General features: G+C 68.7%; 23 protein-coding genes. 11 read left to right on the top strand and 12 right to left on the bottom strand.

All coding sequences use genetic code 11. From position 1 onward, the window contains the following. The first annotated feature begins 6 nt into the window (after positions 1 to 6). Together EV648_RS31700 and EV648_RS31705 are read left to right on the top strand one after the other, a co-directional pair. Positions 7 to 948 (top strand): tyrosine recombinase XerC, encoded by a 942-nt coding sequence (locus EV648_RS31700; RefSeq protein ID WP_132298797.1) that lies wholly within the window; start codon positions 7 to 9, stop codon positions 946 to 948. Positions 949 to 979: 31 nt separating this feature from the next. Next, a complete protein-coding gene (locus EV648_RS31705; protein WP_132191489.1) occupies positions 980 to 1,459 on the top strand; it encodes an Rrf2 family transcriptional regulator in 480 nt (159 codons plus the stop codon). A gap of 47 nt (positions 1,460 to 1,506) precedes the next feature. On the opposite strand, the gene EV648_RS31710 is transcribed toward EV648_RS31705, so the two are convergent. Then, a complete protein-coding gene (locus EV648_RS31710) occupies positions 1,507 to 2,259 on the bottom strand; it encodes a M23 family metallopeptidase (RefSeq protein WP_132298798.1) in 753 nt (250 codons plus the stop codon). Positions 2,260 to 2,544: 285 nt separating this feature from the next. Here EV648_RS31710 and rpsB point away from each other — a divergent pair, with 285 nt between their 5' ends. The 6 genes from rpsB to EV648_RS31740 all read left to right on the top strand — a co-directional run bounded on the left by rpsB (position 2,545) and on the right by EV648_RS31740 (position 7,490). After that, entirely contained in the window at positions 2,545 to 3,561 is a 1,017-nt protein-coding gene (gene rpsB / locus EV648_RS31715) for a 30S ribosomal protein S2 (RefSeq protein ID WP_132298799.1), read from the top strand. Positions 3,562 to 3,646: 85 nt separating this feature from the next. Further along, positions 3,647 to 4,465, top strand: a complete 819-nt coding sequence (gene tsf / locus EV648_RS31720; protein ID WP_132191492.1) for a translation elongation factor Ts — start codon at positions 3,647 to 3,649, stop codon at positions 4,463 to 4,465. Positions 4,466 to 4,515: 50 nt separating this feature from the next. Continuing rightward, entirely contained in the window at positions 4,516 to 5,277 is a 762-nt protein-coding gene (gene pyrH / locus EV648_RS31725; RefSeq protein WP_132298800.1) for a UMP kinase, read from the top strand. 185 nt (positions 5,278 to 5,462) lie between these two features. Then, positions 5,463 to 6,017, top strand: a complete 555-nt coding sequence (gene frr / locus EV648_RS31730) for a ribosome recycling factor (protein ID WP_199234931.1) — start codon at positions 5,463 to 5,465, stop codon at positions 6,015 to 6,017. Beyond that, on the top strand, positions 6,017 to 6,850 hold the full coding sequence (locus EV648_RS31735) for a phosphatidate cytidylyltransferase (protein WP_132298801.1): 834 nt from the start codon (positions 6,017 to 6,019) through the stop codon (positions 6,848 to 6,850). Before frr ends, EV648_RS31735 begins: the two co-directional genes overlap by 1 nt. Positions 6,851 to 6,881: 31 nt before the next feature. Then, positions 6,882 to 7,490 (top strand): GNAT family N-acetyltransferase, encoded by a 609-nt coding sequence (locus EV648_RS31740; protein WP_132298802.1) that lies wholly within the window; start codon positions 6,882 to 6,884, stop codon positions 7,488 to 7,490. On the opposite strand, the gene EV648_RS31745 is transcribed toward EV648_RS31740, so the two are convergent. Together EV648_RS31745 and EV648_RS31750 are read right to left on the bottom strand one after the other, a co-directional pair. Further along, positions 7,480 to 8,523 carry an LLM class flavin-dependent oxidoreductase gene (locus tag EV648_RS31745; RefSeq protein WP_132298803.1) on the bottom strand — a complete coding sequence of 348 codons (1,044 nt, stop codon included), beginning with the start codon at positions 8,521 to 8,523 and terminating at the stop codon, positions 7,480 to 7,482. The two genes, EV648_RS31740 and EV648_RS31745, sit on opposite strands and share 11 nt — an antisense overlap. Positions 8,524 to 8,658: 135 nt before the next feature. Further along, positions 8,659 to 9,498, bottom strand: a complete 840-nt coding sequence (locus EV648_RS31750; RefSeq protein WP_132298804.1) for an SDR family NAD(P)-dependent oxidoreductase — start codon at positions 9,496 to 9,498, stop codon at positions 8,659 to 8,661. Between the two features lie 100 nt (positions 9,499 to 9,598). On the opposite strand from EV648_RS31750, the gene EV648_RS31755 reads away from it, so the two are divergent. Together EV648_RS31755 and rlmN are read left to right on the top strand one after the other, a co-directional pair. Continuing rightward, entirely contained in the window at positions 9,599 to 10,501 is a 903-nt protein-coding gene (locus EV648_RS31755) for a LysR family transcriptional regulator (RefSeq protein ID WP_132298805.1), read from the top strand. 71 nt (positions 10,502 to 10,572) lie between these two features. Next, positions 10,573 to 11,694, top strand: coding sequence for a 23S rRNA (adenine(2503)-C(2))-methyltransferase RlmN (gene rlmN / locus EV648_RS31760; RefSeq protein ID WP_132298806.1), 1,122 nt, complete (start codon positions 10,573 to 10,575; stop codon positions 11,692 to 11,694). Positions 11,695 to 11,713: 19 nt separating this feature from the next. On the opposite strand, the gene dhaK is transcribed toward rlmN, so the two are convergent. The 7 genes from dhaK to EV648_RS31795 all read right to left on the bottom strand — a co-directional run bounded on the left by dhaK (position 11,714) and on the right by EV648_RS31795 (position 18,921). Beyond that, positions 11,714 to 12,709 carry a dihydroxyacetone kinase subunit DhaK gene (dhaK, locus tag EV648_RS31765; RefSeq protein ID WP_132298807.1) on the bottom strand — a complete coding sequence of 332 codons (996 nt, stop codon included), beginning with the start codon at positions 12,707 to 12,709 and terminating at the stop codon, positions 11,714 to 11,716. Then, a complete protein-coding gene (gene dhaL, locus EV648_RS31770) occupies positions 12,706 to 13,353 on the bottom strand; it encodes a dihydroxyacetone kinase subunit DhaL (protein WP_199234921.1) in 648 nt (215 codons plus the stop codon). The genes dhaK and dhaL overlap by 4 nt, the downstream gene beginning before the upstream one ends. Next, the gene (locus tag EV648_RS31775) at positions 13,350 to 14,156 is read right to left on the bottom strand and encodes an HAD-IA family hydrolase (protein ID WP_132298808.1); all 807 of its coding nucleotides are present in this window, start codon (positions 14,154 to 14,156) and stop codon (positions 13,350 to 13,352) included. Before EV648_RS31775 ends, dhaL begins: the two co-directional genes overlap by 4 nt. A 5-nt stretch (positions 14,157 to 14,161) precedes the next feature. Beyond that, entirely contained in the window at positions 14,162 to 15,022 is an 861-nt protein-coding gene (locus EV648_RS31780) for a class II fructose-bisphosphate aldolase (protein ID WP_132298809.1), read from the bottom strand. Positions 15,023 to 15,151: 129 nt separating this feature from the next. Further along, positions 15,152 to 16,960, bottom strand: a complete 1,809-nt coding sequence (locus tag EV648_RS31785; protein WP_132298810.1) for a GAF domain-containing protein — start codon at positions 16,958 to 16,960, stop codon at positions 15,152 to 15,154. Positions 16,961 to 17,057: 97 nt separating this feature from the next. Continuing rightward, entirely contained in the window at positions 17,058 to 17,762 is a 705-nt protein-coding gene (locus EV648_RS31790; protein ID WP_132298811.1) for an alpha/beta fold hydrolase, read from the bottom strand. Between the two features lie 61 nt (positions 17,763 to 17,823). Next, positions 17,824 to 18,921: an LOG family protein gene (locus EV648_RS31795; protein WP_199234922.1), complete on the bottom strand. Its 1,098-nt coding sequence runs from the start codon at positions 18,919 to 18,921 to the stop codon at positions 17,824 to 17,826. 99 nt (positions 18,922 to 19,020) lie between these two features. Between EV648_RS31795 and EV648_RS31800 the strand changes: the two genes are divergently transcribed. Continuing rightward, positions 19,021 to 20,310 (top strand): aspartate aminotransferase family protein, encoded by a 1,290-nt coding sequence (locus EV648_RS31800; RefSeq protein WP_132298812.1) that lies wholly within the window; start codon positions 19,021 to 19,023, stop codon positions 20,308 to 20,310. A gap of 7 nt (positions 20,311 to 20,317) precedes the next feature. Here the strand turns inward: EV648_RS31800 and EV648_RS31805 are convergent, their stop codons facing one another. Then, positions 20,318 to 21,229, bottom strand: a complete 912-nt coding sequence (locus tag EV648_RS31805; protein ID WP_132298813.1) for an aminoglycoside phosphotransferase family protein — start codon at positions 21,227 to 21,229, stop codon at positions 20,318 to 20,320. Between the two features lie 44 nt (positions 21,230 to 21,273). Next, a complete protein-coding gene (locus EV648_RS31810) occupies positions 21,274 to 23,061 on the bottom strand; it encodes a sigma-54-dependent Fis family transcriptional regulator (protein WP_132298814.1) in 1,788 nt (595 codons plus the stop codon). Positions 23,062 to 23,206: the final 145 nt, after the last annotated feature.

Below are 23,206 nucleotides of genomic sequence, written 5' to 3' on the forward strand. Positions count from 1 at the left end.
CAGGACATGGCGCCGGACGATGTCAGTGAAAGCCCCTCCAGGCCGGAAGGTTTCTCTGTGTTACTGGCTGACTACGAGCGGCATCTGACGGCGGAGAGGGACCTCAGCGAACATTCGGTGCGAGCCTACATCGGTGATGTGATGGATTTAATCGATCATTTGACTCGTCTTGGTCACGATGATCTGCGCAGCCTCGACATCCGTGGGCTGCGGTCCTGGCTGGCGAAGCAGCAGAGCCTGGGCAAGGCCCGCAGCACAATGTCCCGCCGTGCCACGGCCGCGAGAGTCTTCACCGCCTGGGCGCAGCGGACCGGCCGGATCGAGACCGATCCAGGCGCCTTGCTCGCCAGTCCCAAGCCGCACAAACCCCTCCCGGGCGTGCTCGGGCAGGCCGACACACGGGCTGTGTTCGACGCCGCGGCGGTCGCGGCCGACGACGGCAGCCCGGTCGGGCTCCGCGATCTCGCGATCATGGAGTTGCTCTACGCAACGGGTATCCGGGTCGGCGAACTCTGCGCGCTCGACATCGACGAGGTCGACGACGCGCGGCGGGTGGTCCGCGTCTTCGGCAAGGGCCGCAAGGAACGCTCGGTCCCGTACGGCGTACCGGCGGGTGCTGCGTTGGACAGGTGGCTCGCGGAGGCGCGGCCGAAGCTCGCGCGGCCGGGGAGCGGGCCGGCGTTGTTCCTCGGCTCTCGAGGGGGGCGGATCGATCAACGGGCCGTCCGGCGCCTCGTCCACGCCCGGATCGACGCGGTGAACGCGCCGGATCTGTCGCCGCACGGGTTGCGCCACACGGCCGCGACACATCTGCTCGAAGGCGGCGCGGATCTCCGGAGCGTGCAGGAGTTGCTGGGACATGCGTCCCTGGCGACGACCCAGATCTACACGCACGTCTCGGGGGAAAGGCTGCGACGCGCGTACGAACAAGCCCATCCACGGGCCTGACCTGGGGCCTGGATACGGCAGACTGCGGATCATGCGGGTTTCGGCGAAGTCTGACTATGCGCTGCGGGCGCTGATCGAGATCACCCAGCGATGGGTGTCGAACGACCCCTCGGTGGTTTCCGCCGAGGAACTCAGCCGTGCGCAGGGCATTCCGCACGGCTTCCTGCAGGGCATCCTGGCGGACCTGCGCCGGGCCGGGGTGCTCTCGAGCCAGCGAGGGCAGTCCGGCGGGTGGAAGCTCGCCGTCGATCCGAACGAGGTCTCCGTCGCGGACGTGATGCGGGCGGTGGACGGGCCGATCGTGAGCATCTCCGGGGTCCGGCCGGAGAGCGTCGCCTACAACGAGCGGGCTGTCGTGTTGCAGCGCGTCTGGATCGCGGCCCGGGCCAGCTTGCGGGATGTGCTGGAACACACGACGCTGACGGACCTGGCGAAGGGCAAGCTCCCCGCCGGGGTCGAGCGCCGCTCCCGCGACGAAGACGCCTGGCAAGCCCGCGTCCCCGGTAGCTAGCAGGCCCGCGTCCCCGGTAGTTGGTAGATCGGGCCGCTGGCCTTGCATCAGTGGCGCCTGATCATCAGCCCGCCGCCGACCGTGAGCACACCGGCCGCGGCGACGACAAGGCCGGCTGCCATATCGCCGCCTTCGCTGGGTGAGTGGTTCAGGGCAGCGGCAGTTTGCTGGTCGGCGCTCGTCTGGGGCGTGGGATGGGTGTCCGCGGCGGGTGGGTCTGCGGTGGGGTGGGGAGTGCCGCGTTGGGGGGCGGGGTTGGTGGCTGGGGTGAGTGGGAGTAGGCGGACTGGCTTACTGCCGAGGAGGCTCAGGGGGTTGAGGTAGGTGTCGGACTGGAGGAGGCCCCAGTGGAGGCAGGTTTTGGGGGCGCAGTGGGAGCCGGCGGCTGACAGGGTGCCGAGGGCCGAGCCAGGAGTGACCGCGGCGCCGGGCTTTATCGCGGGGACCACTGGCTCGTAGGTCGTGCGGATGGGGCCGCGGGAGACGACGATGACGCCGCGGCCGGCCAGCGGACCGGCGTACGTGATCGTGCCGGAGGTGGCTGACCGGACGGGCTGGCCAGGGGAGCCGGCCAGGTCGAGGCCTCGGTGCCCTGGGAGCCAGGGCTTCGCCGGCTGCTCGAAGCCTCGGATGACGGGTGGTCGTGGGGCGAGGGGCCAGATCGCCTCGGGAGGTGCCGTGGGGACAGGGGCTGCGGCGGCCGGGGTCGGGAGGAACCAGGGGAGGGCGGCGAGGGGGAGGAGGGCCGCCAGGGCTTTGGGGGTGAGGTTGGGGCGGGCGGCTACAGGTGAGGGATTCATACTGGAAATGTGCCGTTGGAGCGGGTGGTGAGCGGCGGGGAAATTGCCGCCTGTGGACAAGTGGGGGCCGGTTCGCTCCCGGCGGGTGTCGTCCCGTAGACTTTTGGAGGCGTCTCACGTGAGTGGGACGACTTCGCACGCCCGCATCCAACGCGTACCCCTCGGTCCCGGCTCGCCGGGATGGGTTCGCGCGGGCGTCAGGCGCGGCGGACCATCCCGGTCCGGCGCGGGACAACCGAGACAGGCGTCTCCGGCTGAGCCGGGGCGCGACAGGAGGAACACCTCATGGCCGTCGTGACCATGAAGCAGCTGCTCGAGAGCGGCGTCCACTTCGGGCACCAGACCCGTCGCTGGAACCCGAAGATGAAGCGATTCATCTTCACCGAGCGCAACGGCATCTACATCATCGACCTGCAGCAGTCGCTGTCGTACATCGACCGCGCCTACGAGTTCGTCCGGAGCACCGTCGCCTCCGGCGGCGCGATCCTGTTCGTCGGCACCAAGAAGCAGGCCCAGGAAGCGATCGCCGAGCAGGCGACCCGGGTCGGCATGCCCTACGTGAACCAGCGCTGGCTGGGCGGCATGCTCACCAACTTCCAGACCGTCAACAAGCGGCTCCAGCGCCTCAAGGAGCTCGAGCTGCTGGACTTCGACGACGTCGCGGCCTCCGGCGTGACGAAGAAGGAGCTGCTGCAGAAGCGTCGCGAGCACGACAAGCTGCTCAAGACCCTCGGTGGTATCCGGGACATGGCGCGCGTTCCGGCCGCGGTCTGGATCGTCGACACCAAGAAGGAGCACCTCGCGGTCGACGAGGCGCGCAAGCTGAAGCTGCCGATCATCGGCATCCTCGACACCAACTGCGACCCGGACGAGGTCGACTTCCCGATCCCGGGCAACGACGACGCGATCCGCTCGGTCGGCCTGCTGACCCGCGTGGTGGCCGACGCCGTCGCCGACGGTCTGATGTCGCGCGGTGGCCAGGGTGCCGCCGCGGCCGGCGAGGAGCTGGGCGCCGAGGAGCCGCTGGCTGCCTGGGAGCGTGAGCTGCTGGAGAGCCAGAACGGCGCCACCACCGAGGCCAAGAAGGACGACGCCCCCGCCGCCGATGCCCCCGCCGCCGATGCCCCCGTGGCCGAGGCTCCCGTGGCCGACGTCCCGGCCTTCGAGGCCGTTGCCGCCGCCGACGAGGTCGCGGAGAACCCGCCGGTCGCCGAGAGCGCCGCTGTCGCCGAGACCATCGCGGAGGCCGACGACACCCCGGTCGAGGGCACCGAGGCCCCGAAGGAAGCCGACGAGGCCTGATCAGGCTTCCTGGTCGCCCGGTCCTGTTGGCCGGGCGACCGCTCCCATCCAGCTGACGCATCGACAAAGATCGAGAGAACGAGGAATGGCGAACTACACCGCCGCTGACGTGAAGAAGCTCCGCGACGCCACCGGCGCGGGCATGATGGACGCGAAGAAGGCACTCGAGACCACCGACGGTGACTTCGAGAAGGCGATCGAGGAGCTGCGCATCCACGGCGCGGCCAAGGCCGCCAAGCGTGGCGCCGAGCGCTCCGCCACCAACGGCCTGGTGGCCGCGGCGGAGAACGCGCTGGTCCAGCTGAACTGCGAGACCGACTTCGTCGCCAAGAACGAGCAGTTCCAGCAGCTCGCGGCCGACATCGTCGCGCACGCCGCCGCCAGCAAGGTGGGTGACGTCGAGGGTCTGCTCGGCGAGAAGCTCGCCGACGGCAAGAGCGTGGCCGAGAACATCGAGGCCCTGGCCGCCGTCATCGGCGAGAAGCTGGAGCTCGGCAAGGTCGCCGTCTTCGACGGCAAGGTCGCGGCCTACATGCACAAGCGCGCGGCCGACCTGCCGGCCCAGGTGGGCGTGCTGGTCGAGTTCGAGGGCGACAACCTCGACGCCGCCCGCGGTGCGGCCATGCAGGCCGCCGCCATGCGGCCGCTGTACACCACCCGCGACGAGGTCCCGGCCGAGACGGTCGAGAACGAGAAGCGGATCGCCGAGGCGACCGCCCGCGAGGAGGGCAAGCCGGAGCAGGCGCTGCCGAAGATCGTCGAGGGCCGGGTGAACGGCTTCTTCAAGGAGGTCGTGCTGCTCGAGCAGTCGTCGGTCCAGGAGAGCAAGAAGACCGTGAAGGCAGTTCTGGACGAGGCCGGCGTGACCGTCAAGCGGTTCGCTCGCTTCGAGGTCGGAGCCTGACGGCTCAGCGACCAGCACTAGTCAACGCAGTCGACGAGGAGGCCGGAGTCGTGACGGAAACCCTGGGTACCGAGACGAATCCGGCCTCTTCGCCGTTCGATCCGGCCTACCACCGGGTGCTGCTGAAGTTGTCGGGTGAGGTGTTCGGCGGCGGCAAACTCGGCGTCGACCCCGACGTGGTGAACTCGATCGCCAAGCAGATCGCCGAGGTGGTCCGGGCCGGTGTGCAGTGCGCCGTGGTGGTCGGCGGCGGCAACTTCTTCCGCGGCGCGGAACTGCAGCAGCGCGGGATGGAACGCAACCGCGCTGACTACATGGGCATGCTCGGCACGGTGATGAACTGCCTGGCACTGCAGGACTTCCTGGAGAAGCTGGGCGTCGAGACCCGGGTCCAGACGGCCATCACGATGGGCCAGGTCGCCGAGCCGTACATCCCGCGAAAGGCCGACCGCCATCTGGCCAAGGGCCGGGTCGTCATCTTCGGCGCCGGCTCCGGCATGCCGTACTTCTCCACCGACACGGTGGCCGCGCAGCGGGCGCTGGAGATCGGTGCCGAGGCGCTCCTGATGGGCAAGCAGGGTGTCGACGGGGTCTACGACTCCGACCCGAAGAAGAACCCGGACGCGGTGAAGTTCGACCAGCTCTCGTACGACGACTTCCTGGCCCGCGGGTTGCGGGTCGCGGACGCGACGGCGATCAGCCTGGCCCGCGACAACGCGCTGCCGATCGTGATCTTCGGACTCGAGGAGGGCAACATCGCCCGCGTCGTCCGCGGCGAGAAGATCGGCACGGTCGTCTCGCCGGGCCAGTAGCCTCGTTTCCGCCAGTCTCGCCGGGCCAATAGCCTCGTTTCCACCGGGCCCACCGGGCCAGTAGCCCCGTTTGCACTAAGATCACGCTCAACACACGGCCGGATGTCCGGTATCTGGTAAACCTGCGTTCGTAGGGTTGGAGCGGCCGCAACCGATGCGGCCACTAGGAAGCGAGGAATGTCGTGATCGACCAAGCACTCCGCGAAGCCGAGCAGAAGATGGCGAAGGCCGTGGAGGTCGCCAAGGACGACTTCGCCGCGATCCGCACCGGCCGGGCGCACCCGCAGATGTTCGCGGGCATCGTGGCCGACTACTACGGCAGCCCGACGCCGCTGCAGCAGCTGGCCGGGTTCCAGGTCCCGGAACCGCGCACGGTGCTCATCTCGCCGTACGACAAGGGCGCGATGGCGGCGATCGAGAAGGCGATCCGCGACTCCGACCTCGGGGTGAACCCGGGCAACGACGGCTCGGTGATCCGGGTCGTGATGCCGCAGCTCACCGAGGAGCGGCGCAAGGAGTACATCAAGGTCGCCAAGACCAAGGCCGAGGAGGCCAAGGTGTCCGTGCGGAACATCCGCCGGCACGCCAAGGACGAGGTGGACAAGACCGTCAAGGCCGGCGAGGCGGGCGAGGACGAGGGCAAGAGTGCTGAGAAGCGCCTCGACGGGTTGACGAGGAAGTACGTCGACTCCATCGACGAGCTGCTCAAGCACAAGGAAGCCGAACTGCTCGAGGTGTGATGGGCGTAGACCAGAGCACGCCCGCGTCGAGCCGCGCCGGGCGCAACCTGCCCGCGGCGATCGCGGTCGGCGTCGGCCTCGGTGCGGTCATTCTCGGTTCGCTCTACTGGCAGAAGGTCCTTTTCATCTTCGTCGTGCTGGCCGCTGTGCTGGCGGCTGTCGACGAACTCGTCCGCGTGTTCCGCACCTCCGGTGCGACGCTGGCGCGGATCCCGCTGTTCGCCGGTACGACGGCGATGCTGGTCTCCGCGTACTTCGGTGGTCCGCTCGCGTTGCTGGTCGCCTTGGCATTCACCGTGCTGGCGACGATTTTCTGGCGGATGCCCGGTGGTTCGATCGGCTTCGTCCGTGACGTGACCACCGGCGTCTTCCTGATCGGGTACGTGCCGCTGCTGGCCGGCTTCGCCATCCTGCTGGTCCAGCCGGAGGACGACGGTCCGCAGCGGGTGGTGACGTTCTTCCTGGTTGTCGTGGCCAGCGATGTCGGGGGTTATGTGGCCGGCGTCCTGTTCGGCAAGCACCCGATGGCGCCGACGATCAGCCCGAAGAAGTCGTGGGAGGGCTTCGCCGGCTCCACGCTGGCCTGCATCGGTGCCGGCATCGGGTCGGTGATCTGGCTGCTCGACGGTGAGTGGTGGGTCGGCGCGATCGTCGGCGCCGTCGCCGTACTGACCGCGACGGTCGGCGATCTGGCCGAGTCGATGATCAAGCGCGACCTCGGTATCAAGGACATGTCCAACCTCCTGCCGGGCCACGGTGGCGTGATGGATCGGCTGGATTCCTTGCTGGCAACGGCTCCCGCTGTCTGGTTGTTGCTGTATCTACTCGTTTGACGCCACCCGGTCCGCCGGGTTGGCTGGTTGCATGACCATTGCTCCTGACGGCCGGTCCCTGGTCGGCGATGTCGTCCGCCTCGACAGGCTCCAGGCCTCAGACATCGAACCCCTGTACGCCGCGATCGGCAACGAGCAGGTGTACGCCGCCGGCTTCGGCGGAGGTAGCGCCGGCATGCCTACGGACGCGGAGCACATGCGCGAGCAGTGGGTGGAGTCCGCAGCTCAGCGCGCCGCATATGTGGTCCGTCTGGTCGGGGACAGCTCGCTCGGCGCAGAGGGCACGGTGGTCGGCAGTACGAGCCTGGGCGACGTGGATCTCCCCAACGAGTCGGTGCACCTTGGCTGGACGGGGTACGCGCCGGCGGTCTGGGGGACGGCGGTGAATCCGGCCTGCAAGTTCCTGCTGCTCCAGCACGCCTTCGAGGACTGCGGATTCGGGCGGGTGAAGATCCAGACCGGGCTGACGAACACTCGGTCGCAGGCGGCGATCGCGAAGCTTGGCGCTACCCGCGAAGGGGTGTTGCGCCGGCACAAGAGACTGGCGGACGGCTCGTTCCGCGACACCGTGGTCTTCTCGATCCTGGCCGACGAGTGGCCCGATGTCCGCAAAGGCCTGCTGGCAAGGATCAGCGGGTGACTAGGGCTGGGAGTTGGGCGGCTTCGGCCAGTAGGCGGTAGGACTCGAGCAGGTCTGCTCGGTTGTAGGTGTTCGTTGTGAGTAGTATCTCGTCTGCGCCGGCGCGGCTCACCAGTCCGCCCAAGGCTGCGTTCACCTCGTCCGGTGTGCCGTAGATCTGGCCGCGGAGGGACTGCTCGTAGAAGCCGCGCTCCTTGTCGGTCATCTCCAGTTGCAGGACTTCCGAGACCGGCAGCAGTGGCGGGAACACCCCGCGCGTCCGCGAATAGGCGCTGGACCACGCCTCTGGCAGGAGCAGCCGCCTAGCCGACTCCGTTGTGGTAGCCACCGCCGCCGTGACGGCCAGTACGACGTACGGGCTGCTCGCCCAGGGAGACGGTTGGAAGTCGGCGCGGTAGCGGGCGAGGAGGCTGAGGAGTTCCTGCTCGCCTTTGACGCCGGCGATCACCAGTGGGAGGCCGAGTGAGGCTGCGAGGAGGGCGCCGTCACCGACAGCCAGCACGAACGGCGGTACGCGCAGACCTTCGCCTGGGCGTGCGTGCACTTGCGGGTGGTTCTGCTGGGCGCCGGTGAAATAGCCGAGCAGTTCCTGGACCTGGGAGGTGAAGTCATCCGCAGCGTCCTTCTCGACGCCGAGGGCTCGGCGGATGCCGTTGGTGAAGCCGACGGACCGGCCGAGCCCCATGTCGATGCGTCCGGGGAACAGGGACTCCAGTACTCCGAATTGCTCGGCTACAACGAGTGGCTGGTGGTTGGGAAGCATTACGCCGCCAGTGCCGACCCGGATGCGGGTGGTACTGGCGGCGACGGCCGCGGCCAGGACTGTTGGGGCTGAGCCGACCACGCCGGGGACGCTGTGGTGCTCGGAAACCCAGAACCGGTGGTACCCGAGCTCCTCGACCTGCTGCGCCAGCCGGACGGTGCCGCGCAAGGTCTCGGCCTCAGTCTCACCCGCACGAGTGCGGGACCGGTCGAGGATCGACAGAGGCACACCGTTCAGTGACGCCTGGGGGAGTCCGGCCGAAGAGTCCATGATGCAAAGTCCAACGACCCTCTTGGAACTCCCATTCCCACCCCGGCCCTCGCTGGGCCCCAGCCCGGGCGGAACGGGCGAGGCGCGGCGGGGTGGGGGACCCGGGTGCCTAGCGGCGGCCCGGTCGGTTTGCCATCAGGAGATGGCGGTTGAGCGGCTCAGTTCCTCCCACTCGGTGACCTCGGCGAGCAGCGCCTCGTGGTGTTCGCGCAAGCCGTCGACGGCGTCGTTGCCCAGCAGCAGGCGCAGCGGCGGGTTGTCGCTGTCGAGCGCCTTCATAATCGCCGCCACGCCCTTCACAGGGTCGTTCTCCTCCGAGTCCAGCAGCGCCTCAGTGGCCTGCCGAGTCAACCCGGCGGAGTCCTTGTAGGCCGACAACTCCGGGGTGGTCACCTTGTTGCGGTTGAAGGGGGTACGGAACGCTCCCGGCTCCACGATCAGCACCCGGATGCCCAGGGGCGCCAGCTCTGCGGCAAGTACCTCCGAGTACCCTTCGAGCGCCCACTTCGCCGAGTTGTAGGCGCCGTAGCCCGGGTACGTCTTGAGACCGCCGAGCGAGCTCATCTGCACGATCGTCCCGTGGCCTTGCTCGCGCAGCACCGGTACGACCGCGCTGGTCACCTCGGCGGCGCCGAAGAAGACCACGTCGTACTGCTCACGCAGCCTCTTCATGCCGACCTCCTCCAGCGCACCCATCACCAGCGAGCCCGCATTGTTGACCAGGACATCGATCCGGCCGAACACCGCGAGCGTCGCCTGTACGGCGGCCTCGACGGAGGCGGGATCGGTGACGTCCAGCGCCGCCGTGCTGACCCGGCCGTTGCCGAGCTCAGCCAGGTCGGCCAGCGCCTCGGGCCGGCGCGCGGTGGCCATCACCCGGTCGCCGGCGGCCAGTGCGGCAAGCACCAGTTCGCGGCCGAACCCGGTCGAACACCCGGTGATCAGCCACACCCGGTCCTGTCCTTCGTTGCTCATCTTTGCTCCGATTCCAGTGGTGTTTCCTTCTCTTCGAGTCTTCGTCGCGGCCTGGCCCCGGACCAACACCGGTTTCCTGCCGCGGCAGTAGCCTGAGCCTGTGACCCCCGATCTCCGGCAGTTGAGGTACTTCGTCGCCGTCGCGGAGGAGTCGAGCTTCACCCGGGCCGCGGCCAGGCTGCTGATCGCCCAGCAGTCGCTCTCGCAGCAGATCACCCTGCTGGAGCGCACGCTCGGCGCGAAGCTGTTCGATCGTGACAGCCGGGGCACGGAACTGACCGAGGTCGGCAAGCTCTTCCTGCCCGAGGCACGCGCTGTGCTGCAACGCGCCGACGACGCGGTCGCCGTAGTCACCCGGGCGGTCCGCGGGGAGATCGGCAGCCTCCGGCTCGCCTTCCTGTCCACCACGGCGAACTACCTTCTGCCGCTGGTGGTCCGGGCTGTCCGGGAGCGCCTACCGGACCTGCAACTCAGCACGGAGGAGACCACGATCAGCGCCTTGGTCGAGGGCCTCACCACCGGCCGGTACGACGTCGCGTTCTCCCGCCCGCCGTTGGTCGACGGACTGGCGACCAGAACGCTGGCTACCGAGCCGGTCTGCGCAGTACTCCCAGTGGGTCATCCGCTGGCAGACAGGGATGAAGTGACCCTCAAGGACCTGGCCGACGAGAACTGGGTGCTGGCACCGCGCAGTTCATGGGAGCCCTGGCACCAGGTGCACGACAAGGAGTTCCGCGAGGCGGGGTTCGTGCCGAAGGTCGTGCAGCGTGACCCGAGTCCGCAGGGACTGCTCGGGCTGGTCGCGGCCGGGGTAGGGGTGACGTGGCTCGCCCGCTCCGCGAACAGTCTTCGGCGCACTGGTGTGGTGTTCGTGCCGATCACCGGCGAATCCATCAGCACGGAGATGGTCTGGTTGCCCGGCAACACCTCCCCGGTCCTGAGGGCGGTGCTCGAGATCGTGACCGAGGTGGCCGCCGCATCGGACGTGACGACGGCCGGATAGTCCGAGTGGGTGGCCAGGGTCACTGATGTGAATTTGTGAACGGGGTGGCTCGCGGGGGACAATCGAGGGCGATGACTACCTCCCTCCCGCTTGTTTTCGATGAACCGCGCCGTGCCAAGAAGCCGCCGCGGCACTTGGCCGACCTCAGCGGTGAGGAGCGTCGTACTGCGGTGACCGCGCTCGGGGAGCCCGCTTTCCGCGCCAAGCAGCTGTCGAACCATTACTTCTCCCGGCTCGTCTCCGACCCGGCCGATATGACCGACCTGCCCGCCGCGACGCGGGACAAGCTGGTCGCCGAGCTGATGCCGCCGCTGCTCACCAAGGTCCGCGACCTGGAGTGCGACAACGGCACCACCCGCAAGTCGCTGTGGAAGCTGCTCGACGGCTCGCTGGTCGAGTCCGTGCTGATGCGCTACACCGACCGCACCACCATGTGCGTGTCCTCGCAGGCCGGTTGCGGCATGGCCTGCCCGTTCTGCGCGACCGGTCAAGCGGGGTTGACTCGCAACATGAGCACCGCGGAGATCGTCGAGCAGGTCGTGGACGGTGCTCGCGCGCTGGCCCGGGGCGAGATCGCCGGCGGGCCCGGCCGGGTCAACAACATCGTCTTCATGGGCATGGGCGAGCCGATGGCCAACTACAAGGCGGTGATCGGCGCGGTCCGACGCTTCACCGAGCCCGCGCCGGACGGCCTGGGTATCTCGGCCCGCGGCGTGACGGTGTCGACCGTCGGGTTGGTACCGCGGATCAACCAGCTCGCGACCGAGGGCATCCCGGTCACGCTGGCGCTGTCGCTGCACGCGCCGGACGACGAACTGCGCGACGAGCTGGTCCCGATCAACAACCGGTGGAAGGTCGACGAGGTCCTCGACGCCGCCTGGGGGTACGCCGAGAAGACCAAGCGCCGCGTGTCGATCGAGTATGCGATGATCCGCGACATCAACGACCACGCCTGGCGCGCGTCCCTGCTGGCGGAGAAGCTCGCCGCCCGCGGTGACTGGGGCTGGGTGCACGTCAACCTGATCCCGCTGAACCCGACCCCGGGCTCCAAGTGGACCGCGTCCGACCCGGCCGACGAGCGCGAGTTCGTCCGCCGTCTCCAGGCCGGCGGTATCCCGACGACTGTCCGGGACACCCGCGGCCAGGAGATCGATGGCGCCTGCGGCCAGCTCGCGGCCGCCAACCGCGACTGACCTCAGACGCTGCCGAGCCTCAGAAGATCCGTACGGCGACGTCGGCGGGCGCGGCGAGCAGCGAGGTGATCTCGTCATCCAGCCGCACCAGCGTGACCGATGCGCCGGCCATGTCGAGTGACGTGCAGTACTCGCCGACATAGCTACGACCGACGGTGATACCCCGATCGGCCAGTTGCTCGTGGGCGCGGCCGTAGGCGAGATAGAGCTCGCTGATCGGCGTACCGCCCAGGCCGTTGATCATCAGCGCGACGTTGTCACCCCGCTCGTACGGCAGATCGGTCACGACGGCCTCGGTCAGTTCGTCGATGATCGTGTTCGCGTCGGCGAGCTTCTCCCGGCGGCGGCCGGGCTCGCCGTGGATGCCGACGCCGATCTCCATCTCGTCGTCACCCAGGTCGAACAGCGGGCTCCCCTTCGCCGGCGGCGTACAGGACGTGAGTGCCATGCCCATGGTGCGCGTCACCGAGTTCACCTTGTCGCCGATGCGAACCAGTTCGTCCAGGTCCGCGCCTGCCTCTGACGCGGCGCCGACCGCCTTGATGACGAAGAAGTTGCCGGCCACGCCGCGACGCCCGACGGTGTATGTCGAGTCGGACACCGCCACGTCGTCGTCGACCACGATGGTCTTGATCGTCACCCCGTCGGCCTCGGCCATCTCGCGGCCCATGTCGAAGCCCATCCGGTCGCCGGTGTAGTTGTTCACGATGTGCAGCACGCCTTTCGGCGACGCGAGCAGCTTGCTCGTCTCCAGCACGTAGTCCATCGGCGGAGCCGAGAACACATCACCCGGGCAGGCGGCGTCCAGCATGCCCTTGCCGACGATCATCACGTGCGCGGGCTCGTGGCCGGAGCCGGAGCCCTGCATGACGGAGACCTTGTCCGGGTTCGGCGCGTCCGTCCGCATGATCAGGTTGTACTCCGGGACGTACTTGAGCGTGTCGGGATTCGCGAGGGCGAGGCCCTTCAGCATCTCCGGTACGAAATCCTTGGGAGCGTTCACGAACTTCTTCATGCTGGGTCTCCTTGCCACTCTTGCACCAATGCTTCGAACATGACGGCGACCGCGGTCGCGCCGGCGTCGACGCTGCCGATGCTGCGTTCGCCGGTGTAGGCGGCACGCCCGCGGCGTGCCTGGAGCTTCGCGGTGTCGTCCGCGGTGGACCGTGCGACGGCCGCCGCGGCCTTCAGGGTCGTGAGCGCGTCGTGGCCTTGTTCCACCTGGCGCTCGATCTCATCGGTCGCCGGAACGAGCGAGTCCAGCAGCGTCTTCTCGCCGAGGCTCGCGCCGCCGCGGGCCATGATCCCGTCGGCCGCGGAGCGGAGCATGGCCACCGCGGTCGGTCCGTCCACCTCGGACTTCCCCGCCGTGACCGCGGCGGCGCGCAGGAACGCCGTACCCCAGATCGGTCCCGACGTGCCGCCGATGCGACTCGTGACGACGACGGCGATCTTCTTGAGGAACGTGGAGATGTCGGTGCGGTCGTAGCTGTCCCAGTCGTTCAGCACGATCTCGAAGCCGCGCGCCAGCGAGTAGCCGAAGTCGCCGTCGCCGACGACCGCGTCGAGATCGCCGAAGTACTTCTCGTTCGCCACGGCCGTGCGGGCCATCGTGTTGACCACCCGCTCGACCGGTGAGTTCGTCACCGGGTCGGTCACGGTTGCTGCCTCCGTTCAGTGATCGCCGGCAGCGTCGCCGCCAGGTCGGCCAGGGTGATGTACGCACCGGGCGAAGCTGAGCTGTGATTGGCCAGTACTGCGACCGGCTCGGCGCCCGGGTCGCCCAGCGAGTCGACGACGAACGCCGCGCCGGTGAAATCCTCGTGCTCGGTGTAGCCGTTGACGGTCACGACGCAGGTGATTCCCGCGTCGACCGCGGCGCCTAGTCCGGGCCGCGAATCCTCGACGGCGACCACTCGGTCGGCGGTCATCCCCAGGCGTTCCAGTGCCAGCAGATAGATGTCCGGCGCCGGCTTCTTGCGCGGCACGACGTCTCCGGCCAGGACGGTGAAATCACGGGCCCGTGCGATGCCGACGACGTGATCCAGTACCGCGCGGACGGACGCCTCGGCCGATGTCGACGCGATCGCGAGAACCCAGCCGGCGGCGTACGCCTCCTCGACGATCCGAGCGATCCCGGGCCGGGCCGGCAGCGCACCGGCGGCGACCATGGCGGTATAGATCTCGGTCTTCCGCTTGTGCCACTGGGCAACGGCCTGCGCCTGGCCTTCGGGATCGGGCGGCAGTCCGGCCTCGGCGACGAACGATGGCGTGAGCAGGCTGGCCATCCGCTCCTTGCCGCCGCCGATGCGGAGCTTCTCGCCGTACTCGTCCTCGGTCCACTGCACCGGCAGCCCGAACTCGGCGAAGGTCTGGTTGAACGCCGGCAGGTGGCCGTAGCGTTCAGTGTCCGCGAGCGTGCCGTCGACGTCGAAAACGACGGCGAACCGGTCGTCGGACACCAGGGTCACCAGGCCTTTCCGGTGCTGCCGAAGCGGTCGGTGAGGCCGGTGACGAGGTCGATCACGTCGGTGCGGACGTGGGCGAAGAGCGACGGCGGATCCCACGAGCCGTGGGTTTCGGCGTCGCGCAGATACGCGAGATTCGACTTCATGTACGCGATCTTCAGGGCGGTCGAGATGTTCACCTTCGCGCAGCCGCGGGCGATCAGGTCCTGGAATTGCGCGTCCGACATCCCGCTGCCGCCGTGCAACGCGATCGGGATGCCGGTCGCCTCGACGATGTCGGTGACCCGCTGGCCATCCAGTTCCGGCGCGCTCGAGTAGATGCCGTGTGCGTTGCCGATCGAGGGCGCGAAGACGTCGACGCCGGTCGCCTCGATGAAGGTCAGCGACACCTCGAGGGTCTGCCGCTTCGACTCCTCGTCGGAACCGTGGTCGTCCTCGACGCCGGTGATCGACTCGATCTCGCCCTCGACGTGGGCGCCGACGGCGTGTGCCTCGCGCACCACCTCGATGGTCTGTCGCTGGTTCTCCTCGACCGGCATGGCGGAGGCGTCGAACAGGACCGAGTTCCAGCCCTTGGCGAGGCAGTCGGTGATCACCGAGCGATCCGGGCAATGGTCCAGATGCAACGCCACCGGTACTTCGATGCCCGCGGTCATGCTGCGCCACATCGCCATCAACACTTCCGCGCCGACGGACCGGACGGTCTTGACCGAGGTCTGAATGATCATCGGGGAGCGCTGCTCGACCGCCGCCGCGAGCACGGCCTCGAGCGTCAGGTCGTTGACGATGTTGATCGCAGGCACCCCGTAGCGGTCGGCCAGCGCCCGATCGACGATCTCCTTCAGCGGTACGACACCCATGCCGGACACCTCCAGCGCGCCAAAGTCAGCTGCTGAGTCAGCTGCATGGGTAACGCTAGGAGAGACGACCGCTGGGTGACATTCGGGAAACCACCCGTCTGTTGTGGGGGATGTCCCTACCGCACCGAGTCAGCTCAGATGGCCGTGGGAGGCCGCGATCAACTCCGAGCGGCTCCGTGCTCCGGTCTTGCGCAGCACCGCGCCGACGTGCTTCTCGACGGTCTTCACGGCGATCACCAGGCGCTCGGCGATCGCGCGGTCCGGAAGCCCCTGCTGCACGAGCGCGCGAACCTCCCGCTCGCGTGCGGTCAGCCCCTCCGTGTTGGGGTCGCTCGCGAGTCTGCCCTCCCAGACCTCACCGCGCGGCACGATCGACTCACCGCGCGCGGCCGCCGCCACGGCACGGGCGAGCGCGGCACCGTCCGCCGACGTTTCGACGCAGCCATGGGCGCCGGCCAGGAGCAGGTCGACCACGGCCTGATGGTCGCCGGGTGGACAGATCGCGATCACCGCGGGCGCGGGCTCGGTCTCCGCCAGCGCGCGGATCAACTCCATCGCCCCGCCGGGGAGGTCGGTCGCGACGATCGCTACCGCGGGCCGCAGCGCCGCAGCCGAGTCCATCGCCTCGGTGATCGTGGCCGCCTCGCCGACCACCGAGAACGCCGGCTCGGACCAGGCGAGCAGGCGCGACAGGCCGGCCCGCAGCATCGGCTGCGCGGCGACCACGAGCACTTCTGCTCGTACGTCGTCCGCCGCCTCCGTGCGCTGGTACGGGAACCAGGCGCGGATGCTGGTGCCCCAGCCTGGCATCGAGTCCAAGGAGAGCGAGCCGCCGACCGCGTGGGCCAGTTCACTCATGCGGCGCAGCCCGAGGCCGGTCCGATTCTCGTCCGGTTCATGCAGCCCTTGGCCGGCCGCGAAGCCCTGCCCGTCGTCCTGGACCAGCAGCGAGAGCGAAGCGGATTCGTGGACGAGTCCGACCCTCACCGTGTTCGCGCGCGAGTGCTGCACGATGTTCGTGATCGCCTCCTGCGCGATGCGCAGGACATGCTGCGCGAGCGTCGGGTCGAGCGGCACCGGCGTGCCGGCGACCACCAGACGAGCGTCGAGCCCCCTGGCCCGCGTCGCCCAGGCCAGCTCGGACCGCAACACGTCTTCGAGGCTGTGCCCCTCGAGGGGCGAGACGCCAGCGCCGAGGAGCGCCCGACGGATCGAGGCGACCGTGTCTCTGGCCGACGCCTGGGCCTGGCGGAGATGCTCGGCGAGCTCGCCGTCGGCGGGCGCCAGCCGCTCTGCGGTCTCGAGCCCGGACAGCAGCTCGTCGAGGCCCTGGGCGAGGAGGTCGTGGACCTCGTCGAGGAGCCGCTCCCGCTCGGCCGAGGCCGCGTGCAGCCGGGCCCGCTCCTCCGCGGCCTCGTAGGAGTTGGCGTTCACCAGGGCCACGGTCGCGTGCTTGGCGAACATCCGCAGCAGATCGGCGTCGGCCCGGTCGAACTTCCGGGATTCCTCCCGGGAGAACACGACGCAGGCACCGATGATCCGGCCGCGCCACTCCAGCGGCACCCCGATCACACCCTTGAGCGTCGCCCGGTCCTCGTCGCTGATGTGCCCGCCGGCGACATCGTCGTACCGGTCGAACCAGACCGGGCCGCGCCGGCGGACGACCTCGCCGGTCATCCCCTCGCCGAGCGGGAACACGTGGCCCATCTGACACCGGATGCCGATGTCGGCCTGTTTACGGTAGGTGCCCGCGGCCTCGTCGACGCTCGAGATCGAGCCGGCGGAACAGCCCATCAGCTCGGTGCACCGGCGCAGGATCCGCTCCAGCAAGGGTTGCAGCATCAGCTCGCCGGCGAGATCCTCGGCGACGGCGTTCAACGCCTCGACGCGAGCGGCCAGCGTCGAACCCGACCGGACAGCCCCGTCGCGGACAGTCACCGCCGAGCCTCCCTCCGGGACGCGCCGAGCAAGAATCCTGTGAGTGGAGATTCCTGTGTAGCACAGGCCGGGAGAGGCCCGCCGTCTTGCTGCCTCGTCAGCCGGCCTGGAGGAGGACCTTCGCGAGGGCTGCCGGCTGGGAGAACATCGGCCAGTGGCCGGTCGGCAGCTCCGCCAGCTCCCATGAGTCGGACTTGAGCAGCTTCAGCACATCGGAGGACGGCACGGCGCCGTCCATCAGGCACTTGAGGTACGTGGTCGGGAGCTCGGAGATCGGGCGGACGAGCTTGGCCGGCTCGGTGATCGCCAAGCCCGGATGGGGAGTCGACCGCTCGACGATCGTCGCGACAACCTCATCGGTCAGGTCCTGACCGGCGTAGTCCTCCGCAGCCAACGGCGGCCAGAATCCACCGCTCTCGGCCAGCTGTCCCTCGACCCACGCACGCCCCTCGTCGGACCACCCGTCGACGAACGACTTCCCGTCGGACGGCACGTTCGAGTCGACATACACGACGCGCCGCAGCCGATCGCCGATCAGCCCGGCCGCCTGCCCCACCGGGATCCCGGAGTAGCTGTGCCCGGCCAGCACGACATCGCGCAGATCGTTGTCCTCGACCACGGCCACGATGTCGGCGACATGCTGGCTCTGCCCCACCTGAGCCGCCGCCTCATCCCGCCGCTCGGCCAGCCCGGACAACGTCACCGGACAGACCCCATGCCCCGCCTGTCGCAGTTCCTCGGCCACCTCGTCCCAAGCCCACGCACCAAGCCACGCCCCAGGAACCAACACATAATTCGACATGCGGGTCAGGCTAGACAGTCCCGCCGACAATCCGTACGGCGTTCTCCGCTGGGCAGACCGTTCACGGACTGACGAGCTTGGCCGCTTCCTCGATGGTGTCGACGAGGTGGAGGGACGAGGCCATCGGGCGGTCGCCGGCGAGGGCGGTCACGAGGGGCCAGACCGGTAGGTCGACCGTCCAGTGGTCGACACCGACGAGGATCATCGGGATCTGGGTGGCCGGGTCGCCGTAGTAGTTCGGGGTGACGGCCTGGAAGATCTCCTGGACTGTGCCGGCGGCGCCGGGGAGGTAGATGATGCCGCCTCGGGCCCGGCTGAGGAGGACGTCTTCCCTCAGGGCGTTGGAGAAGTACTTCGCGATCGCGGAGGCGAAGACATTCGGCGGCTCGTGGCCGTAGAACCAGGTGGGGATGGAGACGCCACCGTCGCCCGGGAAGTCTCGGCGTACGGCGAGGCCTGTTGAGGCCCAGGCGGCCACGGAAGGTTTGAAGGACGGCACCTCCGCTAGAGCCTCGAGGGCAGCGTCGACCGCGGCATCGTCATACGAGGAGAGGCTGGAGCCGAGGTTCGCGGCCTCCATCGCGCCCGGGCCGCCGCCGGTGGCCACGGTGAGGCCGGCGCGGGCGAGCGTGCGGCCCAGCAGGACAGCCGACCGGTACGTCGGGCTGGTGCGGGCGATCCCATGGCCGCCCATCACGCCGATCCACGGTCTGCTGCCGGGGAGTTCGTGCAGAGCGTCCGCGATCGAGTGGTCGTGCAGCGCGGCCGCGAGGGTACGGCTGGTGTCGCCCTTCTCGTCGTGCTGCCGCGACCAGGCGTAGACCTGCGCGTCCGGAGTCGCCTCGTACCCCGAGGACAGCCCCGCGTACAGGTCGTCCGCGGTGTACAGGCAGCCGCGGTACGGGTCGAAGGGCAGTTCGGGGATCGCCGGGAAGATCAGCCCGCCGCCATCCCGGATCCAGGCGGCCGCGGTCTCCTCCAGGTCGCAGCCGAGGAACACCGACCCCACCGGCGACAACTTCAGCAGCACCGGCGTACGGCTGGTCAGGTCCACCGACTGCACCCGCCAGCCGTTCATCGAGGTGGCTCCGGCGGCGGCTACCTTGTCGAAGTGCGCCAGGGACTCGATGTCCAGGTGCGGGATGCTCGGGGTCGTCACGATCAGCACCCTAAGTCACCGGCAGAGCCGCCACGCGACGCCGAGCGGACTGACAGAGCGGCTCTATCAGTCACGACCGAGATGAGGTATTGCTAAGACATGACACATGCGGAGCTGTGGGAGCGTCACAAGGCCGTCATGCCGGACTGGCTCGCGTTGTATTACGAGGAGCCGATCGAGATCGTCAAGGGATCCGGGCGCCGGGTCACCGACGGTGAGGGCAAGGAGTACATCGACTTCTTCGCCGGCATCCTGACCAACGCGATCGGGTACGACATCGCGGAGATCTCCGACGCCGTCCGCGAACAGTTGGCCAGCGGGGTCGCGCACACCTCGACGGTGTACCTGATCCGCCGCCAGATCGAGCTGGCCGAGAAGATCGCCGGGCTGTCCGGGATCAAGGACGCCAAGGTCTTCTTCACCAACTCCGGCACCGAGGCGAACGAGGCGGCGATGCTGTTCGCCACCCAGAAGCGTCGCTCGAACCAGGTGCTCGCGATGCGCAACTCGTACCACGGACGCGGATTCGGCACCGTCGCCATCACCGGCAACCGCGGCTGGTCCGCGAGCAGCCTGTCGCCGGTGAACGTGCAGTACGTGCAGGGCGCGTACCGCTACCGCAGCCCGTTCAAGGACCTCCCGGACGCGGAGTACATCAAGGTCTGCGTGGACGACCTCCGCAACGTCATCGACACCGGTACGGCGGGCGACGTGGCCTGCCTGATCGTCGAGCCGATCCAGGGCGTCGGCGGCTTCTCGTCACCGCCCGACGGCCTGTACGCCGCGTTCAAGGAGGTGCTCGACGAGTTCGGCATCCTGCTGATCTCCGACGAGGTCCAGACCGGGTGGGGCCGGACCGGTGAGCACTTCTGGGGGATCCAGGCGCACGATGTGGTGCCGGACGCGATGACATTCGCCAAGGGCCTCGGCAACGGGTTCGCGATCGGCGGGGTGGTGGCGCGGCCGGAACTGATGGACAGCCTGAGCGCGAACTCGCTGTCGACGTTCGGCGGCAACCCGATCTCGACCAGCGCGGCGAAGGCCACCATCGAGTACCTGGTCGACAACGACCTGCAGGCCAACGCGGCCAAGCGGGGCGCGCAGTTGATGGACGGCCTGCGCGGGATCTCGGAGGAGTTCCCCGAGATCGGCGACGTCCGCGGCAAGGGCCTGATGCTCGCCGCTGAGATCGTCAACCCCGAGGACGACAAGCCGGACGCGGCCACCACGGCCAAGCTCCAGCAGGAGACGAAGAACCGCGGCCTGCTGGTCGGCAAGGGCGGCCTCTACGGCAACGTCCTGCGGATGGCCCCGCCGATGACGCTGACCGAGGAAGAGACCTCCGAGGCGCTGGAGATCCTCCGGGACTCCTTCAACACCCTGCGCTGAACCGGATCTACCGAGCCTGCTCGTGGTCGGCCAGCACCTGGTCGATCACGAGCAGGTTCACCGCGGCGCTCTGCTCGTCGGTGTCGATGACATCGGCGAGCACGATCAGCGCCTTCCACAGCGCCCAGCCGCGCGCCCGCGCCCAGGTGGCAACATCCTGACCGACCGTACTGCGGAACGCCTCCCGGCTGTCCCCGGAGAACATCGTCCAGGCGATCACCAGATCACAGGCGGGATCACCCACGCCTGACGTGCCGAAGTCGATCACGGCGGACAGCCGGCCGTTCTCGACCAGCAGATTGCCACTGGCGATATCCCCGTGGAACCACGTCGGCGGGCCGTCCCACACCGACTCGAGCGCCGCGTCCCAAACAGCGGCAGCCTTCGCGGTGTCGACCCGACCTTCGAGAGCGACGAGTGCCCGACGGGTCTCCTCGTCGTAATGCACCGGCGGCGCACCCCGGTAGAAGCTATGCGCGGCAGCCACCGGCCCACCCGTCGCGTCGCAGCCCTGCAACGCGAGGATGAACTCAGCCACCGAGATCGCGAACGCCGGCAGATCATCGATCGTTTCCAGGCTTGCCGTCTCACCGTCCAACCAGCGGCGAACCGACCAGTTGAAGGCGTAGCCCTCGCCCGGAACGCCCTTCCCGACGGGCTCCGGTACTGCGACCGGCAGGTGCGGCGCCAGCCGGGGCAGCCACTCGTCCTCCTTGTCCACAGCCGGCGCGTACGCCGCGGCGGTGGGCAGGCGAACCGTCATGGAGTCACCAAGCCGGTAGGTCCGGTTGTCCCAGCCATCCACCTTGACCGGCGTCACCGCGAGGTCGCTCCACTGCGGAAACTGCGCCTTGATCAGCCGCTTCACCAGCCCGACATCGATACCGGCACGGCCGTCGGGATTCGGGTTCTCGATCATCGGCCAAAGTCTCATGGCCCGTCGCACCGCGGTGCAAGGGCTTTTCAGATCGTCAGCACGATGCCGTAGTCGCGGATTTTGCGGTAGATGGTGGCTCGGGACATGCCTAGGTCGCTGGCGGCCTTGTCTTTGTTGCCGCGGTGGATGACGAGGGCCTTGACGACGGCGTCGCGTTCCAGGGACTCCAGTTGGGTCAGCCGGCGGCGGGTGGTCGCGCGGCATTCGCCGGGGAGGTCGTCGAGCTCGATCGTGCCTGAGCGACGGTGCTGCGCGATCCGCAGCAGGACACGCCGGAGTTGCTCGACGTTGCCGAGCCACGGCAGCCGCATCAGTTGGGCCAGGGCCGCGGGCGAGATGCTCAGCTTGTTCCCACGGTTCAAGCGGCCCAGCAGATGAGGGACCAGCTTGTGCATGTCTTCCAGGTGGTGGCGCAGCGGTGGTACCTCGACGGTGTGCGAGAAGTGGGGCAACAGTTGCGCATCCACCTCAGGGTTGCGCGGCTCGCTCCGCATCGTCAGAGCCACCCAGACCCCGCGCCGCTGGTCGGCGTACTCGAGGAGTAGTTCGGACAGGGCGCTGATCGTGTCGCTGTCGAGCAGGTGAGCTCGCCGTACGACCAAGGAGCCCGCGCCGGCCGACAACTCCTCCGCGATCGTGTCCAGCCAGGCCGGACTTGCCTCGGCCGAGTCCATCACGCGGAAGTGGCCAGAGCTGTTGCGGAGTTGGTTCACGGACCGCAGCAAGGCGATCTTGCCGACTCCGGCCTCGCCCTCCAGCACCATCCACGACCCGTTGCGCCTGCTGGTGTCCACCGCCTGGCAGACCCGTTGCCACGTCGCGCTAGTCCCTGCCAGTCCAGGCATCACCGGTACGACGCTGGCTGGCGCTCCGGTCGACGAGTCGAGCCCCGACTGCACCTGGATCCGCAGTACGCCACCGGCCAGTTCCGACCCCGCGAAGGACGGCCGGTAGTCCATCCGGGCCACCAGACCGCTCGGGAGGTCCGCAACCAGGGTCACCGGGTTCGGGGATCCCGCGGCATCTGCAGACCTCGCCAGCAGGGCGGCCTGGTCTGCGGGATCGAAGCGCTGCTGCGCTTGGTTGTTCATCATCACCAGATCCGCGCTGAGCGCCATCACGCCACTGCCGGGGTGCTGACACGCCGCCAGGTAGTCGCGGAACAGGGCGAGCTCCCGAGCTCCGGACCGCGTCAGCAGTTGTTGTTCGATCTTCTGCGCTGTGGACCGTGCGCAGAACATCAGCAGGGCATTGGAATGCGTGACAGACGAGGTGAGGTCCAGTACGCCGAGCAGAGACCCCGTCACCGGGTGGTGGATCGGAGCACCCGCACAGGCGAAGCCGCCGAGGCTGCCGGTGAAGTGCTCGCTGCCTGTCACCATCGTCGGTACTCCGGCCTCCAGGGCGGTCCCGATGCCGTTGGTGCCGACCTCTTCCTCGGCGTAGCTGAAACCAGGCGCAAGGTAGGCCTTGTCGAGCTGCCGGACCAGGGCCGGGTCGGGGCAGGCGCGCTGCAGGACGAGGCCGTGCCGGTCGGTGAGGATGATGCTGACCGACTCGTTCGCCAGCTCGTTCGCGAGAGCGCTCAACACAGGGGCTGCGCTGAGCGCAAGCGGAGTGGGGCCATCCAATTCGTGGTAGGCGGGGTCGAGGTTGTCCGTGTCCACCTGGAGCCGGGAGGACCGCAGCCACGACGCCTGGATCGGCTCGCGCACCACCTTGGAGTTCAGGTCACCGGACGTCAGAAATGAGTCCCGGGCCTGCTGCAGCCGCCGGCCCGGCTTCGGCGTACTGGTCCAGTGGTTTTGATCCATAGACACGCCTCTCCTCGTCGGGGCCTGTCCCAAAGACTAGGTCCGTCGGTCCCCCCCACTGTGTCTCAGATTGAGACAAGTGCAAGGCCCCGTCCGGGGTGTGATCTTCTCCACGGCGGCCCAGAGCACCTGCAGAGCCGCTGAC

This window comes from Kribbella sp. VKM Ac-2568, assembly GCF_004345365.1.
Lineage (GTDB): Bacteria > Actinomycetota > Actinomycetes > Propionibacteriales > Kribbellaceae > Kribbella > Kribbella orskensis.

What these genes read in the sequence shown, in the direction of transcription:
- EV648_RS31700 (WP_132298797.1), top strand. Translation starts at nt 7, where the DNA reads ATGGCGCCGGACGATGTCAGTGAAAGCCCCTCCAGGCCGGAAGGTTTC.
- EV648_RS31705 (WP_132191489.1), top strand. Translation starts at nt 980, where the DNA reads ATGCGGGTTTCGGCGAAGTCTGACTATGCGCTGCGGGCGCTGATCGAG.
- EV648_RS31710 (WP_132298798.1), bottom strand. Translation starts at nt 2,259, where the DNA reads ATGAATCCCTCACCTGTAGCCGCCCGCCCCAACCTCACCCCCAAAGCC.
- rpsB (WP_132298799.1), top strand. Translation starts at nt 2,545, where the DNA reads ATGGCCGTCGTGACCATGAAGCAGCTGCTCGAGAGCGGCGTCCACTTC.
- tsf (WP_132191492.1), top strand. Translation starts at nt 3,647, where the DNA reads ATGGCGAACTACACCGCCGCTGACGTGAAGAAGCTCCGCGACGCCACC.
- EV648_RS31735 (WP_132298801.1), top strand. Translation starts at nt 6,017, where the DNA reads ATGGGCGTAGACCAGAGCACGCCCGCGTCGAGCCGCGCCGGGCGCAAC.
- EV648_RS31740 (WP_132298802.1), top strand. Translation starts at nt 6,882, where the DNA reads ATGACCATTGCTCCTGACGGCCGGTCCCTGGTCGGCGATGTCGTCCGC.
- EV648_RS31745 (WP_132298803.1), bottom strand. Translation starts at nt 8,523, where the DNA reads ATGGACTCTTCGGCCGGACTCCCCCAGGCGTCACTGAACGGTGTGCCT.
- EV648_RS31750 (WP_132298804.1), bottom strand. Translation starts at nt 9,498, where the DNA reads ATGAGCAACGAAGGACAGGACCGGGTGTGGCTGATCACCGGGTGTTCG.
- rlmN (WP_132298806.1), top strand. Translation starts at nt 10,573, where the DNA reads ATGACTACCTCCCTCCCGCTTGTTTTCGATGAACCGCGCCGTGCCAAG.
- dhaK (WP_132298807.1), bottom strand. Translation starts at nt 12,709, where the DNA reads ATGAAGAAGTTCGTGAACGCTCCCAAGGATTTCGTACCGGAGATGCTG.
- EV648_RS31780 (WP_132298809.1), bottom strand. Translation starts at nt 15,022, where the DNA reads ATGGGTGTCGTACCGCTGAAGGAGATCGTCGATCGGGCGCTGGCCGAC.
- EV648_RS31790 (WP_132298811.1), bottom strand. Translation starts at nt 17,762, where the DNA reads ATGTCGAATTATGTGTTGGTTCCTGGGGCGTGGCTTGGTGCGTGGGCT.
- EV648_RS31800 (WP_132298812.1), top strand. Translation starts at nt 19,021, where the DNA reads ATGACACATGCGGAGCTGTGGGAGCGTCACAAGGCCGTCATGCCGGAC.
- EV648_RS31805 (WP_132298813.1), bottom strand. Translation starts at nt 21,229, where the DNA reads ATGATCGAGAACCCGAATCCCGACGGCCGTGCCGGTATCGATGTCGGG.
- EV648_RS31810 (WP_132298814.1), bottom strand. Translation starts at nt 23,061, where the DNA reads ATGGATCAAAACCACTGGACCAGTACGCCGAAGCCGGGCCGGCGGCTG.